This is a genomic window from Gordonia sp. Z-3, from assembly GCF_036233855.1.
Taxonomy (GTDB): domain Bacteria; phylum Actinomycetota; class Actinomycetes; order Mycobacteriales; family Mycobacteriaceae; genus Gordonia; species Gordonia tangerina.
In genome coordinates this window covers 15,188-32,491 of record NZ_JAZARS010000010.1, presented here as the reverse complement: position 1 = coordinate 32,491, position 17,304 = coordinate 15,188, and the positions used below count along the sequence as shown (strand labels likewise).

The 17,304-nt window shown below is 65.8% G+C and carries 17 protein-coding genes; 11 read left to right on the top strand and 6 right to left on the bottom strand.

Annotation, left to right across the window (positions count from 1 at the left end; translation table 11 throughout):
• Positions 1 to 95: 95 nt before the first annotated feature.
• Positions 96 to 284, bottom strand: coding sequence for a ferredoxin (locus VX037_RS13255; protein WP_235726074.1), 189 nt, complete (start codon positions 282 to 284; stop codon positions 96 to 98).
• A 127-nt stretch (positions 285 to 411) separates the two neighbouring features.
• Here VX037_RS13255 and VX037_RS13250 point away from each other — a divergent pair, with 127 nt between their 5' ends.
• Genes VX037_RS13250 through VX037_RS13240 form a run of 3 tightly spaced genes read left to right on the top strand, consistent with a single transcriptional unit; the run spans position 412 to position 4,307 of the window.
• Positions 412 to 1,617 carry an acyl-CoA dehydrogenase family protein gene (locus tag VX037_RS13250; protein ID WP_328714625.1) on the top strand — a complete coding sequence of 402 codons (1,206 nt, stop codon included), beginning with the start codon at positions 412 to 414 and terminating at the stop codon, positions 1,615 to 1,617.
• A 27-nt stretch (positions 1,618 to 1,644) separates the two neighbouring features.
• On the top strand, positions 1,645 to 2,793 hold the full coding sequence (locus tag VX037_RS13245) for an acyl-CoA dehydrogenase family protein (protein WP_328714623.1): 1,149 nt from the start codon (positions 1,645 to 1,647) through the stop codon (positions 2,791 to 2,793).
• Positions 2,790 to 4,307, top strand: coding sequence for a long-chain-fatty-acid--CoA ligase (locus VX037_RS13240; RefSeq protein ID WP_328714622.1), 1,518 nt, complete (start codon positions 2,790 to 2,792; stop codon positions 4,305 to 4,307). Before VX037_RS13245 ends, VX037_RS13240 begins: the two co-directional genes overlap by 4 nt.
• 90 nt (positions 4,308 to 4,397) lie before the next feature.
• On the opposite strand, the gene VX037_RS13235 is transcribed toward VX037_RS13240, so the two are convergent.
• The 3 genes from VX037_RS13235 to VX037_RS13225 form a co-directional block, all read right to left on the bottom strand.
• Positions 4,398 to 5,216, bottom strand: coding sequence for a DUF1206 domain-containing protein (locus VX037_RS13235; RefSeq protein WP_287016903.1), 819 nt, complete (start codon positions 5,214 to 5,216; stop codon positions 4,398 to 4,400).
• Positions 5,217 to 5,305: 89 nt separating this feature from the next.
• On the bottom strand, positions 5,306 to 6,454 hold the full coding sequence (locus VX037_RS13230; RefSeq protein WP_328714621.1) for an NAD(P)H-dependent flavin oxidoreductase: 1,149 nt from the start codon (positions 6,452 to 6,454) through the stop codon (positions 5,306 to 5,308).
• A gap of 18 nt (positions 6,455 to 6,472) precedes the next feature.
• Positions 6,473 to 8,098, bottom strand: a complete 1,626-nt coding sequence (locus VX037_RS13225) for an acyl-CoA synthetase (protein ID WP_328714620.1) — start codon at positions 8,096 to 8,098, stop codon at positions 6,473 to 6,475.
• Between the two features lie 69 nt (positions 8,099 to 8,167).
• On the opposite strand from VX037_RS13225, the gene VX037_RS13220 reads away from it, so the two are divergent.
• The 4 genes from VX037_RS13220 (at position 8,168) to VX037_RS13205 (ending at position 10,862) form a co-directional block, all read left to right on the top strand.
• Complete coding sequence (locus tag VX037_RS13220) at positions 8,168 to 8,989, top strand: crotonase/enoyl-CoA hydratase family protein (protein ID WP_287016904.1); 822 nt, start codon at positions 8,168 to 8,170, stop codon at positions 8,987 to 8,989.
• An 84-nt stretch (positions 8,990 to 9,073) separates the two neighbouring features.
• The gene (locus tag VX037_RS13215) at positions 9,074 to 9,472 is read left to right on the top strand and encodes a hypothetical protein (RefSeq protein WP_287016905.1); all 399 of its coding nucleotides are present in this window, start codon (positions 9,074 to 9,076) and stop codon (positions 9,470 to 9,472) included.
• A complete protein-coding gene (locus VX037_RS13210) occupies positions 9,469 to 10,023 on the top strand; it encodes a DUF2243 domain-containing protein (protein WP_287016906.1) in 555 nt (184 codons plus the stop codon). Before VX037_RS13215 ends, VX037_RS13210 begins: the two co-directional genes overlap by 4 nt.
• A complete protein-coding gene (locus VX037_RS13205) occupies positions 10,020 to 10,862 on the top strand; it encodes a cytochrome c oxidase assembly protein (RefSeq protein ID WP_287016907.1) in 843 nt (280 codons plus the stop codon). The genes VX037_RS13210 and VX037_RS13205 overlap by 4 nt, the downstream gene beginning before the upstream one ends.
• On the opposite strand, the gene VX037_RS13200 is transcribed toward VX037_RS13205, so the two are convergent.
• Positions 10,769 to 12,184 carry a cytochrome P450 gene (locus VX037_RS13200; protein WP_328714619.1) on the bottom strand — a complete coding sequence of 472 codons (1,416 nt, stop codon included), beginning with the start codon at positions 12,182 to 12,184 and terminating at the stop codon, positions 10,769 to 10,771. The genes VX037_RS13205 and VX037_RS13200 overlap by 94 nt on opposite strands.
• A gap of 105 nt (positions 12,185 to 12,289) precedes the next feature.
• On the opposite strand from VX037_RS13200, the gene VX037_RS13195 reads away from it, so the two are divergent.
• From VX037_RS13195 to VX037_RS13185, 3 genes are all read left to right on the top strand, one after another.
• Entirely contained in the window at positions 12,290 to 12,727 is a 438-nt protein-coding gene (locus VX037_RS13195; protein ID WP_287016909.1) for a PaaI family thioesterase, read from the top strand.
• Positions 12,699 to 13,310 (top strand): TetR/AcrR family transcriptional regulator, encoded by a 612-nt coding sequence (locus tag VX037_RS13190; protein ID WP_287016910.1) that lies wholly within the window; start codon positions 12,699 to 12,701, stop codon positions 13,308 to 13,310. Before VX037_RS13195 ends, VX037_RS13190 begins: the two co-directional genes overlap by 29 nt.
• Positions 13,311 to 13,464: 154 nt before the next feature.
• Complete coding sequence (locus VX037_RS13185) at positions 13,465 to 15,033, top strand: HNH endonuclease signature motif containing protein (protein ID WP_328714618.1); 1,569 nt, start codon at positions 13,465 to 13,467, stop codon at positions 15,031 to 15,033.
• Positions 15,034 to 15,122: 89 nt separating this feature from the next.
• Here the strand turns inward: VX037_RS13185 and VX037_RS13180 are convergent, their stop codons facing one another.
• The gene (locus tag VX037_RS13180; protein ID WP_328714617.1) at positions 15,123 to 16,160 is read right to left on the bottom strand and encodes an LLM class F420-dependent oxidoreductase; all 1,038 of its coding nucleotides are present in this window, start codon (positions 16,158 to 16,160) and stop codon (positions 15,123 to 15,125) included.
• A 69-nt stretch (positions 16,161 to 16,229) separates the two neighbouring features.
• Between VX037_RS13180 and VX037_RS13175 the strand changes: the two genes are divergently transcribed.
• Positions 16,230 to 17,264: a Zn-ribbon domain-containing OB-fold protein gene (locus VX037_RS13175; protein WP_328714616.1), complete on the top strand. Its 1,035-nt coding sequence runs from the start codon at positions 16,230 to 16,232 to the stop codon at positions 17,262 to 17,264.
• Positions 17,265 to 17,304: the final 40 nt, after the last annotated feature.

Sequence of the window (17,304 nt, the reverse complement as noted above, 5' to 3'; positions counted from 1 at the left end):
GCCTCACCCTTTCCCAAAGGATTCAAAAACTAGAACCTGTTCTAGCACGAACGCGCGGCAACCGGAACCGGTTGGTCAGAATTGCCCAGCCGGACTCACTCGAGCGACAGCGCAGACTTGGGGCAGCTGGCCACCACCTGGCGCATCTCCTCCTCACGCTCGGGCGTGACATCTTCCTTGAGAATCACCAGGTAGTCGTTGTCGTCGAGGTCGAAGACGTCCGGCGCCATACCCACACACACGGCGTTGGACTCGCACAGGTCGAAATCTGCCTTGATTCGCATACCGAACTCCTTCTCCCGACTCTTGGTCTGGTTGACGGGTTGTGATCTACAGGTTAGAACGTGTTTCAGAAGTTGGCGAGCATGTGCCCGCCGCCACACGGCTGTCCACTATGACACGGAGACCCCGATGCGTATCGCCTACACCGATCAACAGGCCGACCTCCGCCGGGAGCTCCGGTCATATTTTGCCGGATTGATGACCGACGAACGCCGCGCCGCGCTCAGCGGGGGCGACGGCGGTGAACTCGGTGAGGGCGACGCCTATCGCGACGTGGTCGCCCAGATGGGCGCCGACGGCTGGCTCGCGCTGGGATGGCCCACCGAGTACGGCGGGCAGAACCGCTCGATGATGGATCAGTTGATCTTCACCGACGAGGCGGCGATCGCCGGCGCGCCGGTACCCTTCCTGACTATCAACTCGGTGGCACCCACGATCATGCATCACGGCACCGAAGAGCAGAAGTCGTTCTTTCTCCCCAAGATCGCCGCAGGTCAGCTGCACTTCTCCATCGGCTATTCCGAACCAGGCGCGGGCACCGACCTCGCCGCGCTGCGCACCACCGCGATCCGGGATGGCGACGACTACGTCATCAACGGACAGAAGATGTGGACGAGTCTGGTCCCCTACGCCGACTACATCTGGCTGGCCTGCCGCACCGATCCCACCACCCTGGAGCCCGGCGGCAAGAAGCACAAGGGCATCTCGATGATCATCGTGCCCACCACCGCCGACGGTTTCGACTACACCCCGGTGCACACGATGGCCGGTGTCGACACCAGCGCCACCTATTACTCCGATGTCCGCGTGCCGGTCACTGCCCGCGTCGGCGAGGAAGGCGGCGGCTGGTCGCTGGTCACCAACCAGCTCAATCACGAACGTGTCGCGTTGTGTAGCGCCGCCCCGATCCAGACCGCGCTGCGCGAGACCATCGACTGGGCCCAGCACACCAAGACCGGCGACGGCCAGCGGGTCATCGACGCACCGTGGGTGCAGGCCAACCTCGCGCGGGTGCACGCCAAGGTCGAGTTCTTGAAGCTGATCAACTGGAAGATCGCTTCCATCGCCGCCTCCGGCGGGTCGCCGAGTCCCGCCGACGCGTCGGCGACCAAGGTGTTCGGCACCGAGTTCGCCACCGAGGCCTATCGACTGCTGATGGAAGTGGTCGGGCCCGCGGCCACCCTGCGTCAGGGGTCCGCGGGCGCTCACCTCAACGGCCGCCTCGAACGCTTCCAGCGCACCTCGCTCATCCTCACCTTCGGCGGCGGCACCAACGAGATCCAGCGCGACATCATCGGCATGCTCGCCCTGGGCCTCCCCGCCGCTCGGCGCTGAACTCACCCTCCAGAGAAGGCCCCCACCATGGACTTCACCTACCCCGAGACCGCCGACGACGTCCGCGGACTCACTCGCGACATCGTCACCACGATCAGCACCCCCGAACGGGTCGCCACGCTGGAGGAATCCGGCGCCCCGGTCGACGCCGAGCTCTGGCGCGAGCTCGGCGCGGCCGGGTTGCTCGGCCTCGAGGTCGCATCCTCGCTGGCGGGCGAACGCGGCGGCGACCTGAGCGCCATCGAGAACACCGTCGTCGCCGAGGAACTCGGCCGCGCGATTGCGCAGGTGCCTTTCGCCGCGCACGCCTGCGCCGCCCTACCGGTGGCTGCCAACCGCGGCTCTCGGGCGCTGCGTGATTCGGTGATCGGCCCGGCAGCCGGTGGCGAACAGATCCTCACGGTTGCCTTCGAGGAGGATCTCGGCGTCGACGTGGCCGCACCCACGGCCATCGCGGTGGTCGACGACGCACGCGTCACGCTCACCGGCACCAAGATCAACGTGCCCTACGCCGAGGCCGCGCATGCCTTCGTGGTCAACGCGGCCGGGCCCGACGGACCGCTGGCGGTACTGGTGCCCAGCGAGACACCTGGTGTAGCCGTCCGCGCCGAGTCCAGCACCGGCAAGATTCCCACCGGGCAGGTCGACTTCACCGAAGCAGTCGTCGACACCGATCAGGTGCTCAATGGTGGGGTGGCCGCCGTACGTGACGTCGCCGAACGCCTGACTTTGGCCGTCTGCGCCGAACAGTCCGGCATCGTCACCCGGGCATTGGAACTCACCGCCGAATACGCCCGGGAACGCGAACAATTCGGCCGCGCGATCGGCTCTTTCCAGGCAGTTGCCCAGCGGCTCGCCGACGGCTACATCGACGCCCAAGGGTTGTCGCTGACCACCATCCAGGCGGCGTGGATGCTGGCCAACTTCCACTCCGATGCCCCTACCGGCAGCGAGACCGATCTGCGCACCGCCATCGCGACCGCCAAGTTCTGGGCCACCGAAGCCGGACATCGCATCGCGCACACCACCGTCCACGTGCATGGCGGCGTCGGCCTGGACACCAGCCACCCTGTGCACCGGTACTTCCTGCGCGCCAAGCAGAACGAGTTCACCCTCGGCTCGGCACCGGTGGTGCTGGCCGCGATCGGCGCCGACCTGGCCGCCACACCGGCGTGACCCTCGCCGACCTGCTCCACGCGGTCGCCGACGTCGACGACCGCGGCCTGCACCACGACGAAGGGTTCGTGTCCTGGCGAGACCATGTCGCCGCATCACGGTCGTGGGGATCTGCGGTGCGCGAGGTGTTGCCGCACGACGCACCCCCGCACGTCGGGGTGTTGATGGAGAACACCCCGGAGTTCAGTGTTCTCCTCGGAGCCGCCGCGCTGGGTTCCTTCGTACTGGTGGGTCTCAACACGACTCGCCGTGGCGAGTCCCTGGCCGCCGACATCGCTCGCGCCGACTGCCAGATCGTGGTGACCGACAGCGCAAGCCGCCATCTCCTCGACGGCGTCGACGTGGGTATCCCGGTCATCGACGACCCGCACCGCCGGTTCGGCGGAGAGGATAACCGCCGGGTTGACCCGGGCGACATCGAAACCCCCGCACCCGACGATCTGATGATGCTGATCTTCACCTCCGGCACCACCGGAGACCCGAAAGCCGTTCGGTGCACCCAGCGGAAGTTCGCCGAGAGTGGCCGAATGCTCGCCGACCGTTTCGACATCGGCCGAGACGATGTCATCTATCTGTCGATGCCGATGTTCCACTCCAATGCCGTCATCGCGGGGTGGTCGGTGGCGTTGGCCGGCGGCGCATCCGTCGCACTCCGAGACCGCTTATCCGCGAGCGGTTTCCTTGCCGATGTGCGACGGTACGGAGTGACCTTTGCCAACTATGTCGGCAAGCCACTGAACTACATCCTGAGCACCCCGGAACGATCCGACGACGCCGACAACACGCTGCGCATCATGTACGGCAACGAGGCATCAGCGGCCGACCGCGCCGCGTTCGCCGACCGATTCGGGTGCCGGGTCATCGACGGATTCGGCTCCACTGAGGGCGGGGTCGCCATCACCCGCACGCCCGACACTCCCCCGGATGCGTTGGGCCCGCTGCGCGCGCCGACTGCCGTCATCGACCCGGACTCCGGTGATCCGGTACCGGTCGGCGAAGTCGGTGAGATCGTGAATTCTTCTGGCCCGGGGTTGTTCAGCGGTTACTACAACGATCCGGACGCAACCGCCGGCCGAATGCGCGGCGGCGTCTATCACACCGGCGACCTCGCTTGGGTCGACGGCGACGGCTACCTGCATTTCGCCGGGCGGCTCGGCGACTGGCTACGAGTCGACGGCGAGAACCTGGGCACCGGACCGATCGAACGAATCCTGCTGCGGCATGGCGCCGTTCGGCAAGTCGCCGTCTATGGCGTGCCGGTGGAGATCGGCGACGAGATCGAGGCGGTGCTGGTGGTCGACGAGGGCCTCGACCCAGACGAGTTCACCGACTTCCTGAGCTGCCAGAGCGATCTCGGGCCCAAACAGTGGCCGCATCGGGTGCGGCTGACCCGCGAACTACCGGACACGGCCACCTTCAAGACGGTCAAACGTCAACTCCGGGAATCAGCCGGCCCGCCCACCTGGGTTCGACATGGCGGGAGGTACGCGTTCACCGCTGTCGCCTCGCCGTAGGACGACGAAATCTCTGCGGCGCCACAGTGTCGGCACCTCAATGATTGCCGCCGCTGCTCGCTGAACCTGCAGCCGGATACAGCGCGACCATCACATCCGCGCCCAACGCGACATGACGAAGCAATACACCCCGTACGCGGCCAGTCCAACGGCGGCAAGGATCAACAGGATCTGGCCCGCGGGCAGGCCCGCCAGGGTCTTGATCGCCGCATCGATGCCGGCAGCCTTCGACGGATCGGCCTGGAGTGCTGCGACGATCACCAGTATTCCCGCGCCGGCGATCACCGCCCCCTTGGCCGTGTACCCGATGACCCCCGTCGTCGTCACCGCGGTTCCACCACCACGACGGAGATCGTCGAGGAAGTTCTTCGTGACTCCCTTGTAGATGAAGTATGCGCCCACGCCGATGACAATCAGGCCGACGATCACCAGGACCACCTTGCCGCCGGTGTGCTGCATCAGTCGCGCGCTCATGCCCGCATTTTGCTGCCCACTGGACTGCCCGCCGCCCGTCGCGAAGTTGATCGCCGACCATGCCAGGCCCAGGTACAGGACGAACAGCGCCAACGCCTTTCCGCGGTCGAACCACTCGCTCAGACCGCCGTCCGACGAATCCGGGTCGTTGGCCTTGCCACCGAGAATCGCCTCGGCCAGTCGCCACAATGCCAGCGCGGCAAAGGCCACCGCAGCCACCCAGAGCACCACCTGCCCGCCGGGCTCACCTGCGAAGACCGCCAACGCCCCAGATTGGTCGGCGCTGCCGCCTCCACCGAAGGCGATGCGCATCACGATGTAGGCGATGAGCAGGTGAAGCAGACCGGTCACGAGGTAACCGGCGCGCGCTGCCCGCTCGAACCACGGGCTGTCGGTGACGCGGTCGACGGTCTGCTTGGCCTGATGGTGGGTCATCGGTGTCCGTTTCGCTCGGGGTGAGGCTTATCGGCCTTCGGTTGCACAACGCTACAGATAGCCGATCCACCCACGGACGAAACGGACGTTCAGCTCACCGGCGTCGACAACGTCGTGTTCATTCGCGCCACCGCCTGCTCATACTCGGTAACCAGATCCTCGATGAGTGCGGCGACCGGGGTGATCTCGTTGCAACGTCCCACGATCTGACCGGCCGGCATCGCCACCACCTCCGGATCGTCGGCGGCCGAGATCCGCGCGTGCGCCTCGCTGACGAGCAGATTCTGCAAGGGCATGGGCAGCGCGTCCGGCGCGCCGTCGGCGTCCCAGGCGTCTGTCCACTTCGTCTTCAGCAACCTGGCGGGTTTGCCGGAGTAGATGCGGCGACGCACGGTATCCCGCGACGTTGCCTTCAGCAGCGCCTTCTGCACCGTTGACGGTCCGTCAGCGTCCGGGGCCATGCCGAGCTTGTATTCGGCGGCGGTCAGCCAGTAGGTGCCCATCCACACGCCTTGCGCGCCGAGAGCGATCGCCGCGGCGATCTGCCGACCGCTGCCCACCCCGCCGGCAGCCAGCACCGGCGCCGAGTCACCCAATGCATCAACGAGTTCCGGCCACAGAATCATCGACGTCACCTCGCCGGTGTGGCCGCCGCCCTCGTACCCCTGGGCGATCACGATGTCCACGCCCGCCTCCACATGGTGCAACGCGTGTTCCTTCGCCCCCGCGAGCGCCGCAACGAGCAGGCCGTTGTCGTGGGAGGTCGCGATGACATCCTCCGGCGGCGATCCCAGCGCGTTGGCGATCAGCTTGATCTGCCCGTACTTTCGCGTGTGCTCCATCGCGACGTCCACGTGCGATCGTGCGACGGAGTGCAGCCAGCCGAGCACGCCGGCGTTCACCCGTTCGCCGTTGGGCAGCGGTGGCACACCGAGGTCGTCGAGGGTGCGTTCCACGAACGCCTTGTGCTCGGGCGGGATCATCGAATCCAGATCCACCTGGCTGCCCTCGGTGGGGATCTTCGCGGGCATCACGATGTCCACACCGAAGGGCTTTCCGTCGGTGTTCTCGTGCATCCATTCGAGGACCTCGTCGAGTTCGTCGGCCTCATTGAATCGCACGCAGCCCAGGACGCCCATGCCGCCGGCGCGACTGATGGCCGCGGCCACATGCTGACTCGGGGTGAATCCGAAGATCGGGTAGTCGATGCCGAAACGTTCGGCGAGTTCAGTACGCATGTCAGCTCATCTCCGGCGCTACAGCGCCTCGTCGGCGGGACGTTCGGTGGTGACGTCGGCACCCCACCGGTAGTCGGGTTTGCCTGCGGGCGAGCGTTTGATCTGATCGACGAACCAGACGCTTCGCGGACACTTGTAGCCGGCGAGTTCCTTGCGCACAACGTCATTGAGGTCGGCGAGCGAGGGACGCGCGCCATCTCGGGTGGCGATCACGGCCGCAACCCGCTGTCCCCAACGATCGTCGGCGACGCCCACGACGACGGTGTCGAACACGTCGTGATGGGCTTTGAGCGCCCCCTCGACCTCCTCTGGGAACACCTTCTCGCCGCCGGTGTTGATGGACACCGAGCCGCGCCCGAGCATGGTGATGGTGCCGTCCGCCTCCAGCTGAGCGTTGTCGCCCGGCAGCGAATACCGAATCCCGTTGAACTCCTTGAAAGTCTTGGCCGACTTCTCCGGATCGTTGTGGTAGCGCAGCGGCACGTGCCCGGACCTGGCCAACACACCCACCTCACCGCTGCCGGCCTCCACCGGAGTGCCGTCCTCGCGCAGCACATGGGTCTCGCTGTCCGCCTTCACGCGTGGTCCACCGCTGTGTGGCGCGCCCTTGGCCACCACACTCAGACCTCCGAAACCCGTTTCCGACGACCCGATCGCGTCGACGATCACCGCATTGGGGAACCGGTCGACGAATTGATCCTTGATGGTCGGCGAGAACAGGCATGCCGACGACGCGATGGATACAACTGAGGACAGATCGTGTTCGTCCTTTTCCGCCAACGCCTCGATCATCGGCCGACCCATCGCGTCGCCGGTGATGAAGATGACGTTCACGCCGTGACGTTCGACAATGTCCCAGGCGGCGCTGCCGCTGAACTCCGGGTACACCACCGCTTTTCCGCCTGCGAACAGTGATTGGAAGATGGCCCACTGCGACCCGCCGTGGATGAACGGCGGGATCGGGTAGCGCACCAGCTGCCCGCCCGCAGCGCCGTCCTGCGCGAGCTTCCACTCATCGGCCACGGGTTCGCTGGTGTACCAGTCGATCCCGCCTCCGAGGACCCGCCACACGTCTTCTTGCCGCCACACCACACCCTTGGGCTTTCCGGTGGTGCCACCGGTGTAGAGCATGTACAGGTCGTCATTGGTGCGCTTCTCGAAGTCGCGCTCGGTCGACGACTCCGCGATCGCATCGTCGTAGGGGATGGTGTCCTCGTAACCGCTGCAACTCAACGAAGCATCGCTGCCGTCGTCAATCGCGATCCGATGCTCGATCGACGGACAATTCGGCAACGTGTTGCACACCCGCTCGCAGAACTGTCGCTCGTGGATGAGAACCTTCATCCCGGAGTCGGTAAAGATGTGTTCGAGCTCGGCCTCGACGTAGCGGTAATTCACGTTCACCATGACCGCGCGGGCCTTGAAGATCGCGACCATCGACTCGACCGCCTCGATGGTGTTTCGGCTGTACAGACCCACGCGGTCGCCGGGTTGCACGCCGAGCTCGCGGAGCTTGTGGGCCAACGCATTGGAGCGCGCCTCCAAATCTGCGTATGTGCGAGTGCGGTCGCCGGATTCCAGGGCGATGCGCTCGGGCATCAAATCGACGGCATGCTCGATGAGGTCGGCAATCGTGTAGGCCATGGCTCAAAATTAGAACGTGTTATCGTTTTGAGCAAGCAGCAATCCGCACCGATTTCGCGAGGAACGACGATGACCACAGTTGCCGGTTCGCAAGCCGCCACCGACCACGCTCCCGACTGCCTCGTCGAGAAGCGCGGCCACGTCCTGATCGTGACCATGAACCGTCCGCAGGCACGGAACGCACTGTCGGCGGAGATGATGCGGATCATGGTCGAGGCCTGGGATCAGGTCGACGACGACCCCGACATCCGCGTGGCGATCCTGACCGGCGCCGGTGGCGCATTCTGCGCCGGCATGGACCTCAAGGCGATGAACAAGAACTCCCCCGGGGACACCGCCGATCAGGGCACCTGGAACCCGGCGAGCCTGCCCGCATTGCTGAAGGGACGGCGCCTCACCAAGCCGCTGATCGCCGCGGTCGAGGGCCCGGCCATAGCCGGCGGTACCGAGATCCTGCAGGGCACCGACATCCGGGTGGCCGGCGAGAGCGCGAAGTTCGGTGTGGCCGAAGCACGATGGGGACTGTTCCCGCTCGGCGGCAGCGCGGTGCGACTGCCTCGGCAGATCCCGTACACCATCGCCGCCGACCTGTTGCTGACCGGACGCCACATCACCGCAGCCGAGGCCAAGGAGTACGGCCTCATCGGTCACACGGTTCCCGACGGATCGGCTTTGGACAAGGCGCTCGAGATCGCCGAGGCCATCGCCGCCAACGGCCCGCTCGCCGTGCAGGCCATCCTCAAAACCATGCGCGACACCGAGGGCATGCACGAACTCGACGCCTTCGAGATCGAATCCAAGCTGGGCATCTCGGTGTTCAAGAGCAAGGACGCCAAGGTCGGTCCCCGCGCGTTCGCCAACAAGGAGAAGCCGGTCTTCACCGGGGAATGACCGCGGTCGAGCCGCCGGCGTCGGCATGGTTGGCGCCATGCCGGTTCGGGTATCCCCCTCATCGCAGCGATGAGAGGAGTACCGATGGCAGCAGAACACGACCAACCGCACGTCCCCGACCCGGCCGATTCGGTGAACCCCGAACTCGCCTCCGCGGTCGACGCCGAGGATCTCGATGAGGACCGGCTGCAGCTCGACCCGCTCGAGGAGGGCATGGATCCTCCCGAGGGCTGGTCAGCCGCCGACCGTACCGGGGTCACCGCCCGCGAGCAGCGCGAAGGCGACACGCTGGATGAGCGCCTCGCCGAGGAGGAACCCGACTTCGGCGATACACCCGAGGCGGGCGCTGTGGCCGAAGACGAGCGACAGCCAGACGGCACCGACGATCGTCGCACCACCACGAGTGGCGGGCAGTCAGCCGACGAGGCGGGCGGATCGGTCGCGGCCGCACAGCGCACACCGGGATTCGACGAGGAAACATGACCCGCGGCGACCCGGCAGCCGGCCCGGCAGCGCACGAGCAGTCGACACGCAGCCTTGCCCTACCCGGCGTGGTCCTCGGCGTCGGTCTCGGTGGATTCGTCGACGGCATCCTGCTGCACCAACTCTTGCAGTGGCACCACATGCTGACCGGTACCGACGACGATCGGCTCGGTGTGGACTACTACTCGGCAGACACCGTGCACGGGTTGCAGATCAACACGGTGTGGGACGGGCTGTTCCACACGTTCACCTGGCTGGCCGTGCTCATCGGCCTGGCATTGCTCTACAGCCGGGTCACCGACGCCCGCCGCCGGCTGTGGACGTCACGGGCACTGTGGGGTTGGGTTCTGGTCGGCTGGGGCATGTTCAACCTGGTCGAGGGAGTCATCGACCACCACATCCTGCGGATTCACCATGTCCGCAGCGGTGATCACCAACTGCTGTGGGATCTCGGGTTCCTGGTCCTGGGCGCGCTACTCGTTGTCGGCGGATGGTTATTGCAACGCACCGCTCGACCGGTTCCTGGCGTCGACTCACTCGCAGGACGATGAACACGCTGGCACATGGCGCCGAGACCGCAGTTCCCACCGGCACCATCGCTGTCCTGGTGCTGGCGGCATTTGCCGGGACCACATATGTTCTCGCTGCGCGGCGGCGCCACAGTGAGAACCGCGGCTGGGATCATTGGCGCACGGTCGGATTTCTGACCGGGTTGGCCTTACTGCTGGTCGCCGCCCGGCCGGCGACATCCGATGGGTTCGCCGACCACATGCTCGGCCACCTGCTCATCGGAATGTTTGCCCCGCTGGCGCTGGTGTTGTCTGCACCGTTGACCTTGCTGCTGCGATCTGTGCCGCCGTCGGTGGGCGCCGCGATCACTCGACTGTTCCGCTCCACACCGGCGCGTGTGATGACTCATCCGATCGTGTTGCTGACAGCCAACATCGGAGGTCTCGCGGCGCTGTACTTCACCGGCCTCTTCGGTCTCTCAGAGCGGAACAACCTCGTACATTCCGCGATTCATGTGCATTTCTTCGTGGTCGGATACCTGTTCGCCTGGATGATCGCCGGACCCGACCCCGGGCCACACCGGCCCGGCGTGCGGACCCGGCTCGTGGTACTCGGTGTGGCCATCTTCGGGCACGCCGTGATCGCACAGCTGCTCTACGCGGGATGGTTTGTCGCGATCGACGCCCCGGCCGCAGAGATCCGTGCCGGTGGCACGCTCATGTACTACTGGGGTGACATCGCCGAGATCCTGCTCGCACTGGCGCTTCTGGTGACCTGGCGGCCGGATCACCGCAGCAGGGCGGGCGCAGGTCGCGGCACGAGATCGAGTTCGAACCCCTTGGGCACCATGGTGAGTCGCTCGTCCACCGCGAGTTCGTAATCGGGGTCACCGGAGAGGTCGTATCGATGCAGGATGCGCGCGAGCACCAGTACCGATTCATGCAGCGCGAACTGGCGGCCGATACAGGCCCGCAACCCGGCACCGAACGGTTTGTAACTGTGCGCGGGACGCTTCTTGACGTTGGCCGGGAGGAATCGATCCGGGTCGTAGACCTCCGGATCGTCCCAGACGGACGGATCTCGGTGAACGAAGCCGAGCACGATGATCGCCCAGTCCTGCGGCCGCATCCGGTAGGCGTCGGCCAGCATGGTCTCGCCCCGCGGGCTGCGGGCGAAGGCCGGGACCGTCGGCCAAATGCGCAGTGCCTCATCCAGACATCGGCGTATGTAGCGAAACTTCGGAATCTGCTCGAAGGTCGGCACCGCGTCCGGGTCGTCACCGAGGATCTCGTCGGCCTCCTGTTGCGCCTTCGCCAGGCAATGCGGGTTCCGCGACAGGTAGTACAGCGTGAATGACAGCGCACCCGAGGTGGTTTCGTGGCCGGCCACCAGGAAAGTCAGGATCTGATATCGAATATTCAACGGTGACAGTCGCTCCCCGCTCTCCGGGTGAGAGGTGTTGAGCATGATGCCGAGCAGATCGTGATCGTCGGAGGATGCCGAACGTTCGGCGATGAGGTCGTCGAGCATCTTATCTACATACGTCTGCTGGCCCGCGTTGCGCCGATCGATGAGCCTGCCGAGCAGCGCGCCTCCGGGCGCCGTCAGCAGACCACCCTTGCGACGCCCGGTTTCCAATGCTCGGATCATGGCGCCGACAAACGGGTGCGGTTGCTGACTGGTGAAGGACCCGAAGTCGTGGCTGAACGCCGCACGACTCAGCGTTTCCATGGTCAGTTTCGTCATCGACTGCGTGACGTCCACCGGTCCGGCCTGCCGTTCCCAGAATGCGAAGAGTTCGTCTGCGGTGGCCAGCATGATCGGGTGATACGACTGCATTGCCGACTTGGTGAACGCGGGCATCAGCAGTTCGTGTGCAAGTTGCCAGTTGGGTTCGTCGTTCTCGGCGGTGAACAGTCCGTCGCCGGCGTATTGCCGCAGGGCAGTGATCGCCGGTGGCAGCGCCTTGCAGAACCGCGTCTCGTCGCAGAGCTCGGCGGCGAGCTCTGCACTAGACACGAACACGAAGTTCTGCCGAAAGATCCGCATCTCGAAGATGGGGCCGAGGTCGGCGCCCCACGCAAGCAAATCCAGGATGGGGTGTCTGGGGCTCGAGACTCCCAGGTCACCGATGAGCGGTTTGCGACGGCCGGCGTGCGGAAAGATTTGCCCCGACCAGTCGTTCTTCAGCGTCCTAACCACAGTTCGACCCTGCTCCCGGCGGATAGGCGTGTCAATCCATCCACGGATGGATTCTATCCGGGCGCACTCTTGACACACACAATAATAGAGAGCAGTCTCTGATAAATGATTGACCTGGATCTGGCACGTACGGTGCTTGACGCCCAGCCGTTCAGTCGCATGCTCGGCGCACGCCTGACTCACATCGGCGACGATGGCGTCACACTGGCGGTCGACGTCCGCGACGATCTGCGTCAGCAGTACGGCTACATCCACGGCGGGGTGCTGAGCTACCTCGCCGACAATGCACTGACCTACGCCGCCGCGCTCGGTCTCGGTCCGGATATCGTCACCAGCGGCTTCTCGATCGAGTACCTCTCGCCCGCACGCGACGGGCGTGAACTGGTCGCCCACGCGACACTTGTCCACGCGGGCCGAACCAAAGCCGTTGCGCGATGCGACATCAGCATCATCGGCGACGATGGGATACGGCGTGCGGTGGCCGCCGCGCAGGGAACGAGCATGGTCCGGGGCCGTGGGTCGAAAACCGCGCTTCAGCATTGACGAGATCCTCGACGCCGCACTCGAACTCGTCGTCGAGGACGGCCCAGCGGCGGCGACGGCATCCGCCGTCGCCCGTCGTATCGGGGCGCCGTCGGGGTCGGTCTATCACCGCTTCGCCAGCCGCGACGAGCTGATGGCCCGGCTATGGCTACGCTCCATCGCGCGATATCAGGAGGGCGTCGTCACCGCCTTGCGGCGCGACGATGCCACCGAGGCCGCCCGAGCCGCGGTCGCGCACTGTTTCGATTGGACGGCCGCGCATCCCGGGGAGTCCGCGCTGCTGCTGCAGTACGACAAGCAGGACCTGTTGCGCGCCTGGCCGGACACACTCGCCACAGAACTCCGAACGCACAATCACCAAACGCGCGAAGTAGTGCGGTCATATGCCCGACGCCGATACGGCTCATCCGATGCCGAGGTGATGGATCGGGTCACGTTCGCACTCGTCGACCTGCCATACGCGGCCGTACGACGACATCTCCCCGATCGCGGCCGGCCTGCAGAGTGGTTGCGCGACTTCACCTTACGGTCCGCCGAGGCGCTACTGGCCGAAGTTCCCACCAGGATTACGGACTCTTCGTAGCGCGAGGGCGGCGCGACTGCACGACCGCCCGGACTGTCCCGACATCCCGGAAAATTGACAGTTGCAGGCATCAAAGTTTGGCGCTACTCTCGAAGATACGTTCGAACGACGGTCGGGGGGCTACACAGTGTCGGGCACAGATCAGGTCAGTGAGGTGCAGCAACTGTATGCGCAGTTGCATGACCTTTTGGACCGTATCGATGCCGTCGATACCACCCCCGCCATGGATGACGCGGTGTTGGATGTGGCCGAACAACACGAACGTGCCCATCGTCGGATGAGTCTGATCGGGCATCGCCGGATGATGGACTGCAACGACCGCGGCGTGCCCGGCCAACTCGGCTACCGCCACATCGGCGAGATGATGGCCCACCATCTGCGTATCCCCGATCACCGCCGCCGCATGCGACACATGCGGGCCCTAACCGAATTCCGGTCCCTGCAGGGCGAACTCACCCCACCACGCTATGCGGGACTGGCCGCGGTGGTCGCCGACGGCGCCGCCACACCCGCCCACGTCGATGCCGTGTTGAAAGTGGTGAAGAAGATTCCCCGCTCGGTGCCACTCGACGTCGCCGAGAAGGCCGAGGCGATGTTGGCCGAGTTCGCCCGCACCCTCACACCGAAACAGATCCTGAAGGCCGGCGCCGAACTGTTGAGCCGCATCGACCCCGACGGCACCCTGGCCGATGAACGCGACCGCGCCCGGCGTCGTTCGGTACTCATCGGTGATCAAGACGACCAATCGATGAGCGAGATCGACGGTGCCCTCACACCCACCACCCGCGCCATGCTCGACGTGATCCTGGCGAAAATGGCCGCCCCCGGGATGAACAATCCCGACGACAAGGACTCCCCACGCGGCGCGACTCTCAACGCCGACATCGAGAAACTGAAAGAGGCAGCCGGGCGCGACAATCGATCCACCGGCCAACGCAACCACGACGCCCTCGAAGCCCTGTTCAAGCTGGTCCTCGACGGCGGTGTGCTCGGCAAGAGCCACCGCGGTCTGCCGCCACACATCATCGTCAAGGTCAACGAAACCGACCTGCGGGATCGTGCCGGCCTCGGGCACACCGCCACCGGCACCCAACTGCCCATCGCCGACATCATCGAGATGGCCGCCGAGGCGCACTTCCACCTCGCCGTGTTCAAAGATCACACCGCCCAGCCGCTGTACCTCGGCACCGCCAAACGCTTCGCCAACCGGGCGCAACGGTTGATGCACTTCGCCCAAGACGGCGGCGGCGGATGCTCCAAACCCGGCTGCTCCAATCCGAGCGCGATCGTCGAAATACATCACGCCGACAAAGATTGGGCCGACGGCGGCACCACCGACATCGACACCACCGCACCGGCCTGCCCACCACACAACCGGATGGTCGGCCCCAACCCCGGGCAATGGAGCACCCGCATCATCCGCCACGGCCGCGACGCCGGGCGAGCCGGATGGTCACTGAACCCACTCGACGGCAGCCCACCAGGACCACCCCAGGTCAACCGAGTCCACGAGGTCGGCGAACTGTTCGAACACTACCTCCGCAGCGGAACCATCACCGAGACACCACAACCCGCCGAAACCAAACCACCGGCTGCGGACGCGGCGGTTCGGCGCAAGCCGATCTCGCCGGCACGACTCGCCGCACGTACTCGACGACGAAAGCGCAAGCTGCGTCGAACAAGTCACCAGGCCCGACGACGATTGCTGGCCCGGGTGCGGTAGCTCGCGTGGTCCTCGCGCGCCCGTCGATCAACCGCGCGTGAAACTGCACGCGCGGTTGGTTGCTGGGCGCGCGAGAATTTTGCCGACGGTCACACCAGCGTCGCCAACTGCCGGATCGTTGCCACATCACGTGCGGTCACCATCAACATGGAAACGCCCGCGGCCTCCCACTGCTTGATCTGAGCACGCACCTCATCGGCGGTGCCGGCGATCATCGTCTCGCGCACCATCTCGTCGGGGACCGCGGCCATCGCCTCGGCCTTGCGGCCCTGGAGGAACAGTGCCCCGATCTCGTCGACCGCGTCGCCGTAGCCCATGCGCCGATACAGCTCGGCGTGAAAGTTCTTCTCCTTGGCGCCCATTCCGCCGACGTAAAGCGCTGTCGACGGCCGGTACCGCTCCACGGCCTCGGCGATGTCGTCGGTGATGACCACCTGCACTGTCGCCGCGACCTCGAAGTCGTCGCGGGTGTGTCGGGCCCCGGGGCGCGCGAATCCTTCGGCCAGCCAGGCCTCGTACTGATCGGCCAGACGCAAACTGTAGAAGATCGCAAGCCATCCGTCGGCGATCTCCGCGGTCTGCGCCACGTTCTTCGGCCCCTCGGCGCCGAGCCAGATCGGAATGTCGGCTCGCAAAGGATGAGTGATCGGCTTGAGTGATTTGCCGAGTCCCGTCGATCCGGGCGCATCGGGCGGGTACGGCAACGGATAATGCGGGCCCGCGTTGGACAATTTGCCCTCACGGGCGAGTACGTCCCGGACCACCTGGACGTACTCGCGAGTGCGCGCCAACGGCTTGCCGAAAGGTTGCCCGTACCAGCCCTCGACCACCTGCGGCCCAGACACACCGAGACCGATGATGTGGCGGCCACCGGAGAGATGGTCGAGGGTCAACGCCGCCATCGCCAGCGACGTCGGCGGCCGCGCCGACAATTGCGACACGGCCGTGCCGAGCCGGATCCGGTCGGTCGCCGCACCCCACCAGGCCAGCGGGGTATAGGTGTCCGACCCCCACGACTCGGCAGTGAACACCGCGTCGAATCCAGCTTCCTCGGCAGCCGCGATGAGCTCCGGAGCATTGTCGATGGGGCCGGCACCCCAGTATCCGAGCTGCAGTCCGAGCTTCACGTGTGCATCCTCCGCGGGTCTGTGACGTGCATCTTGTGCCTCAATACTAGAACGTGTTCTACTCGATGGGTGAGCACCAGCACAACTGCACCCCGCCCTGCCCCGGCGAGTCCGGTCGCCGAGGTCCCCGCGCCCCAGTCGGAGATCCTGTCGGCGCCGCTGAAGAACTCCTTCGACTACACACGCTCGCTCGGACCCGTCCTGAGCCAGTTCGCCCTCGCTCTCCGCGACGGCCGCATCGTCGGATCGAAGAGCAGCGACGGCACGGTATCGGTGCCGCCTCGTGAGTTCGACCCGATCGGCGGCGCGAAGACCACCGAGCTGGTCGACGTCGCCTCGGTGGGCACCGTGCTCACCTGGTCGTGGCAGCCGCAGCCGCTGACGCCTCAACCCCTCGACAAGCCTTTCGCCTGGGCGTTGATCACCCTCGACGGCGCGGACACCGCGATGTTGCATGCGGTAGCGGTCGATTCGCCCGCCGACATCTCCACCGGCCTGCGGGTACACGCCGTCTGGAAGGCGGCCCGCATCGGCCGCATCGACGACATCGCCTACTTCGCACCCGGTGACACCGCCGACGCGGCACCGGCGAACGAGGCCGAGAACTCCGACGACGAACTCATCGTCATGCAGACCCCCATCAGCACCGAGATCATCCACTCGGCGACCGAGGAGGAGTCCTGGTATCTCGAGGGTCTCAAGGCCGGCAAGCTGTACGGGTCGCGGATCGGCTCCGGGGTGGATGCCGGGCGCGTCTACTTCCCGCCGAAAGCAGTCAGCCCGTCCGACGGTTCGGCCGCGGTGGAGCGGGTCGAGTTGGCCGACACCGGCATCGTGACGACCTTCTGCATCGTCAACGTCCCGTTCCAGGGGCAGCGGATCAAGCCGCCGTATGTGGCCGCGTACGTCCTGCTCGACGGCACCGACATCCCGTTCCTGCACCTGATCCTCGACTGCGAGGCCGCCGACGTGCGGATGGGTATGCGGGTGCAGGCGGTCTGGCAGCCCGAGGAGGAACGTGAACTGTCCATGGGCAGCATCAGCCACTTCCGGCCCACCGGTGAACCCGACGCCGACTATGAGTCGTATCGCGAGTTCCTCTGAGCGACAGCATGTCTATGACCGGACCACTTCCATCAAGGAG

Excerpts from the sequence above, each read along its gene's own strand:
- VX037_RS13235 (WP_287016903.1), bottom strand. The coding sequence starts at position 5,216 with ATGACCCACCATCAGGCCAAGCAGACCGTCGACCGCGTCACCGACAGC.
- VX037_RS13220 (WP_287016904.1), top strand. The coding sequence starts at position 8,168 with ATGACCACAGTTGCCGGTTCGCAAGCCGCCACCGACCACGCTCCCGAC.
- VX037_RS13245 (WP_328714623.1), top strand. The coding sequence starts at position 1,645 with ATGGACTTCACCTACCCCGAGACCGCCGACGACGTCCGCGGACTCACT.
- VX037_RS13215 (WP_287016905.1), top strand. The coding sequence starts at position 9,074 with ATGGCAGCAGAACACGACCAACCGCACGTCCCCGACCCGGCCGATTCG.
- VX037_RS13210 (WP_287016906.1), top strand. The coding sequence starts at position 9,469 with ATGACCCGCGGCGACCCGGCAGCCGGCCCGGCAGCGCACGAGCAGTCG.
- VX037_RS13250 (WP_328714625.1), top strand. The coding sequence starts at position 412 with ATGCGTATCGCCTACACCGATCAACAGGCCGACCTCCGCCGGGAGCTC.
- VX037_RS13255 (WP_235726074.1), bottom strand. The coding sequence starts at position 284 with ATGCGAATCAAGGCAGATTTCGACCTGTGCGAGTCCAACGCCGTGTGT.
- VX037_RS13225 (WP_328714620.1), bottom strand. The coding sequence starts at position 8,098 with ATGGCCTACACGATTGCCGACCTCATCGAGCATGCCGTCGATTTGATG.
- VX037_RS13195 (WP_287016909.1), top strand. The coding sequence starts at position 12,290 with ATGATTGACCTGGATCTGGCACGTACGGTGCTTGACGCCCAGCCGTTC.
- VX037_RS13230 (WP_328714621.1), bottom strand. The coding sequence starts at position 6,454 with ATGCGTACTGAACTCGCCGAACGTTTCGGCATCGACTACCCGATCTTC.
- VX037_RS13205 (WP_287016907.1), top strand. The coding sequence starts at position 10,020 with ATGAACACGCTGGCACATGGCGCCGAGACCGCAGTTCCCACCGGCACC.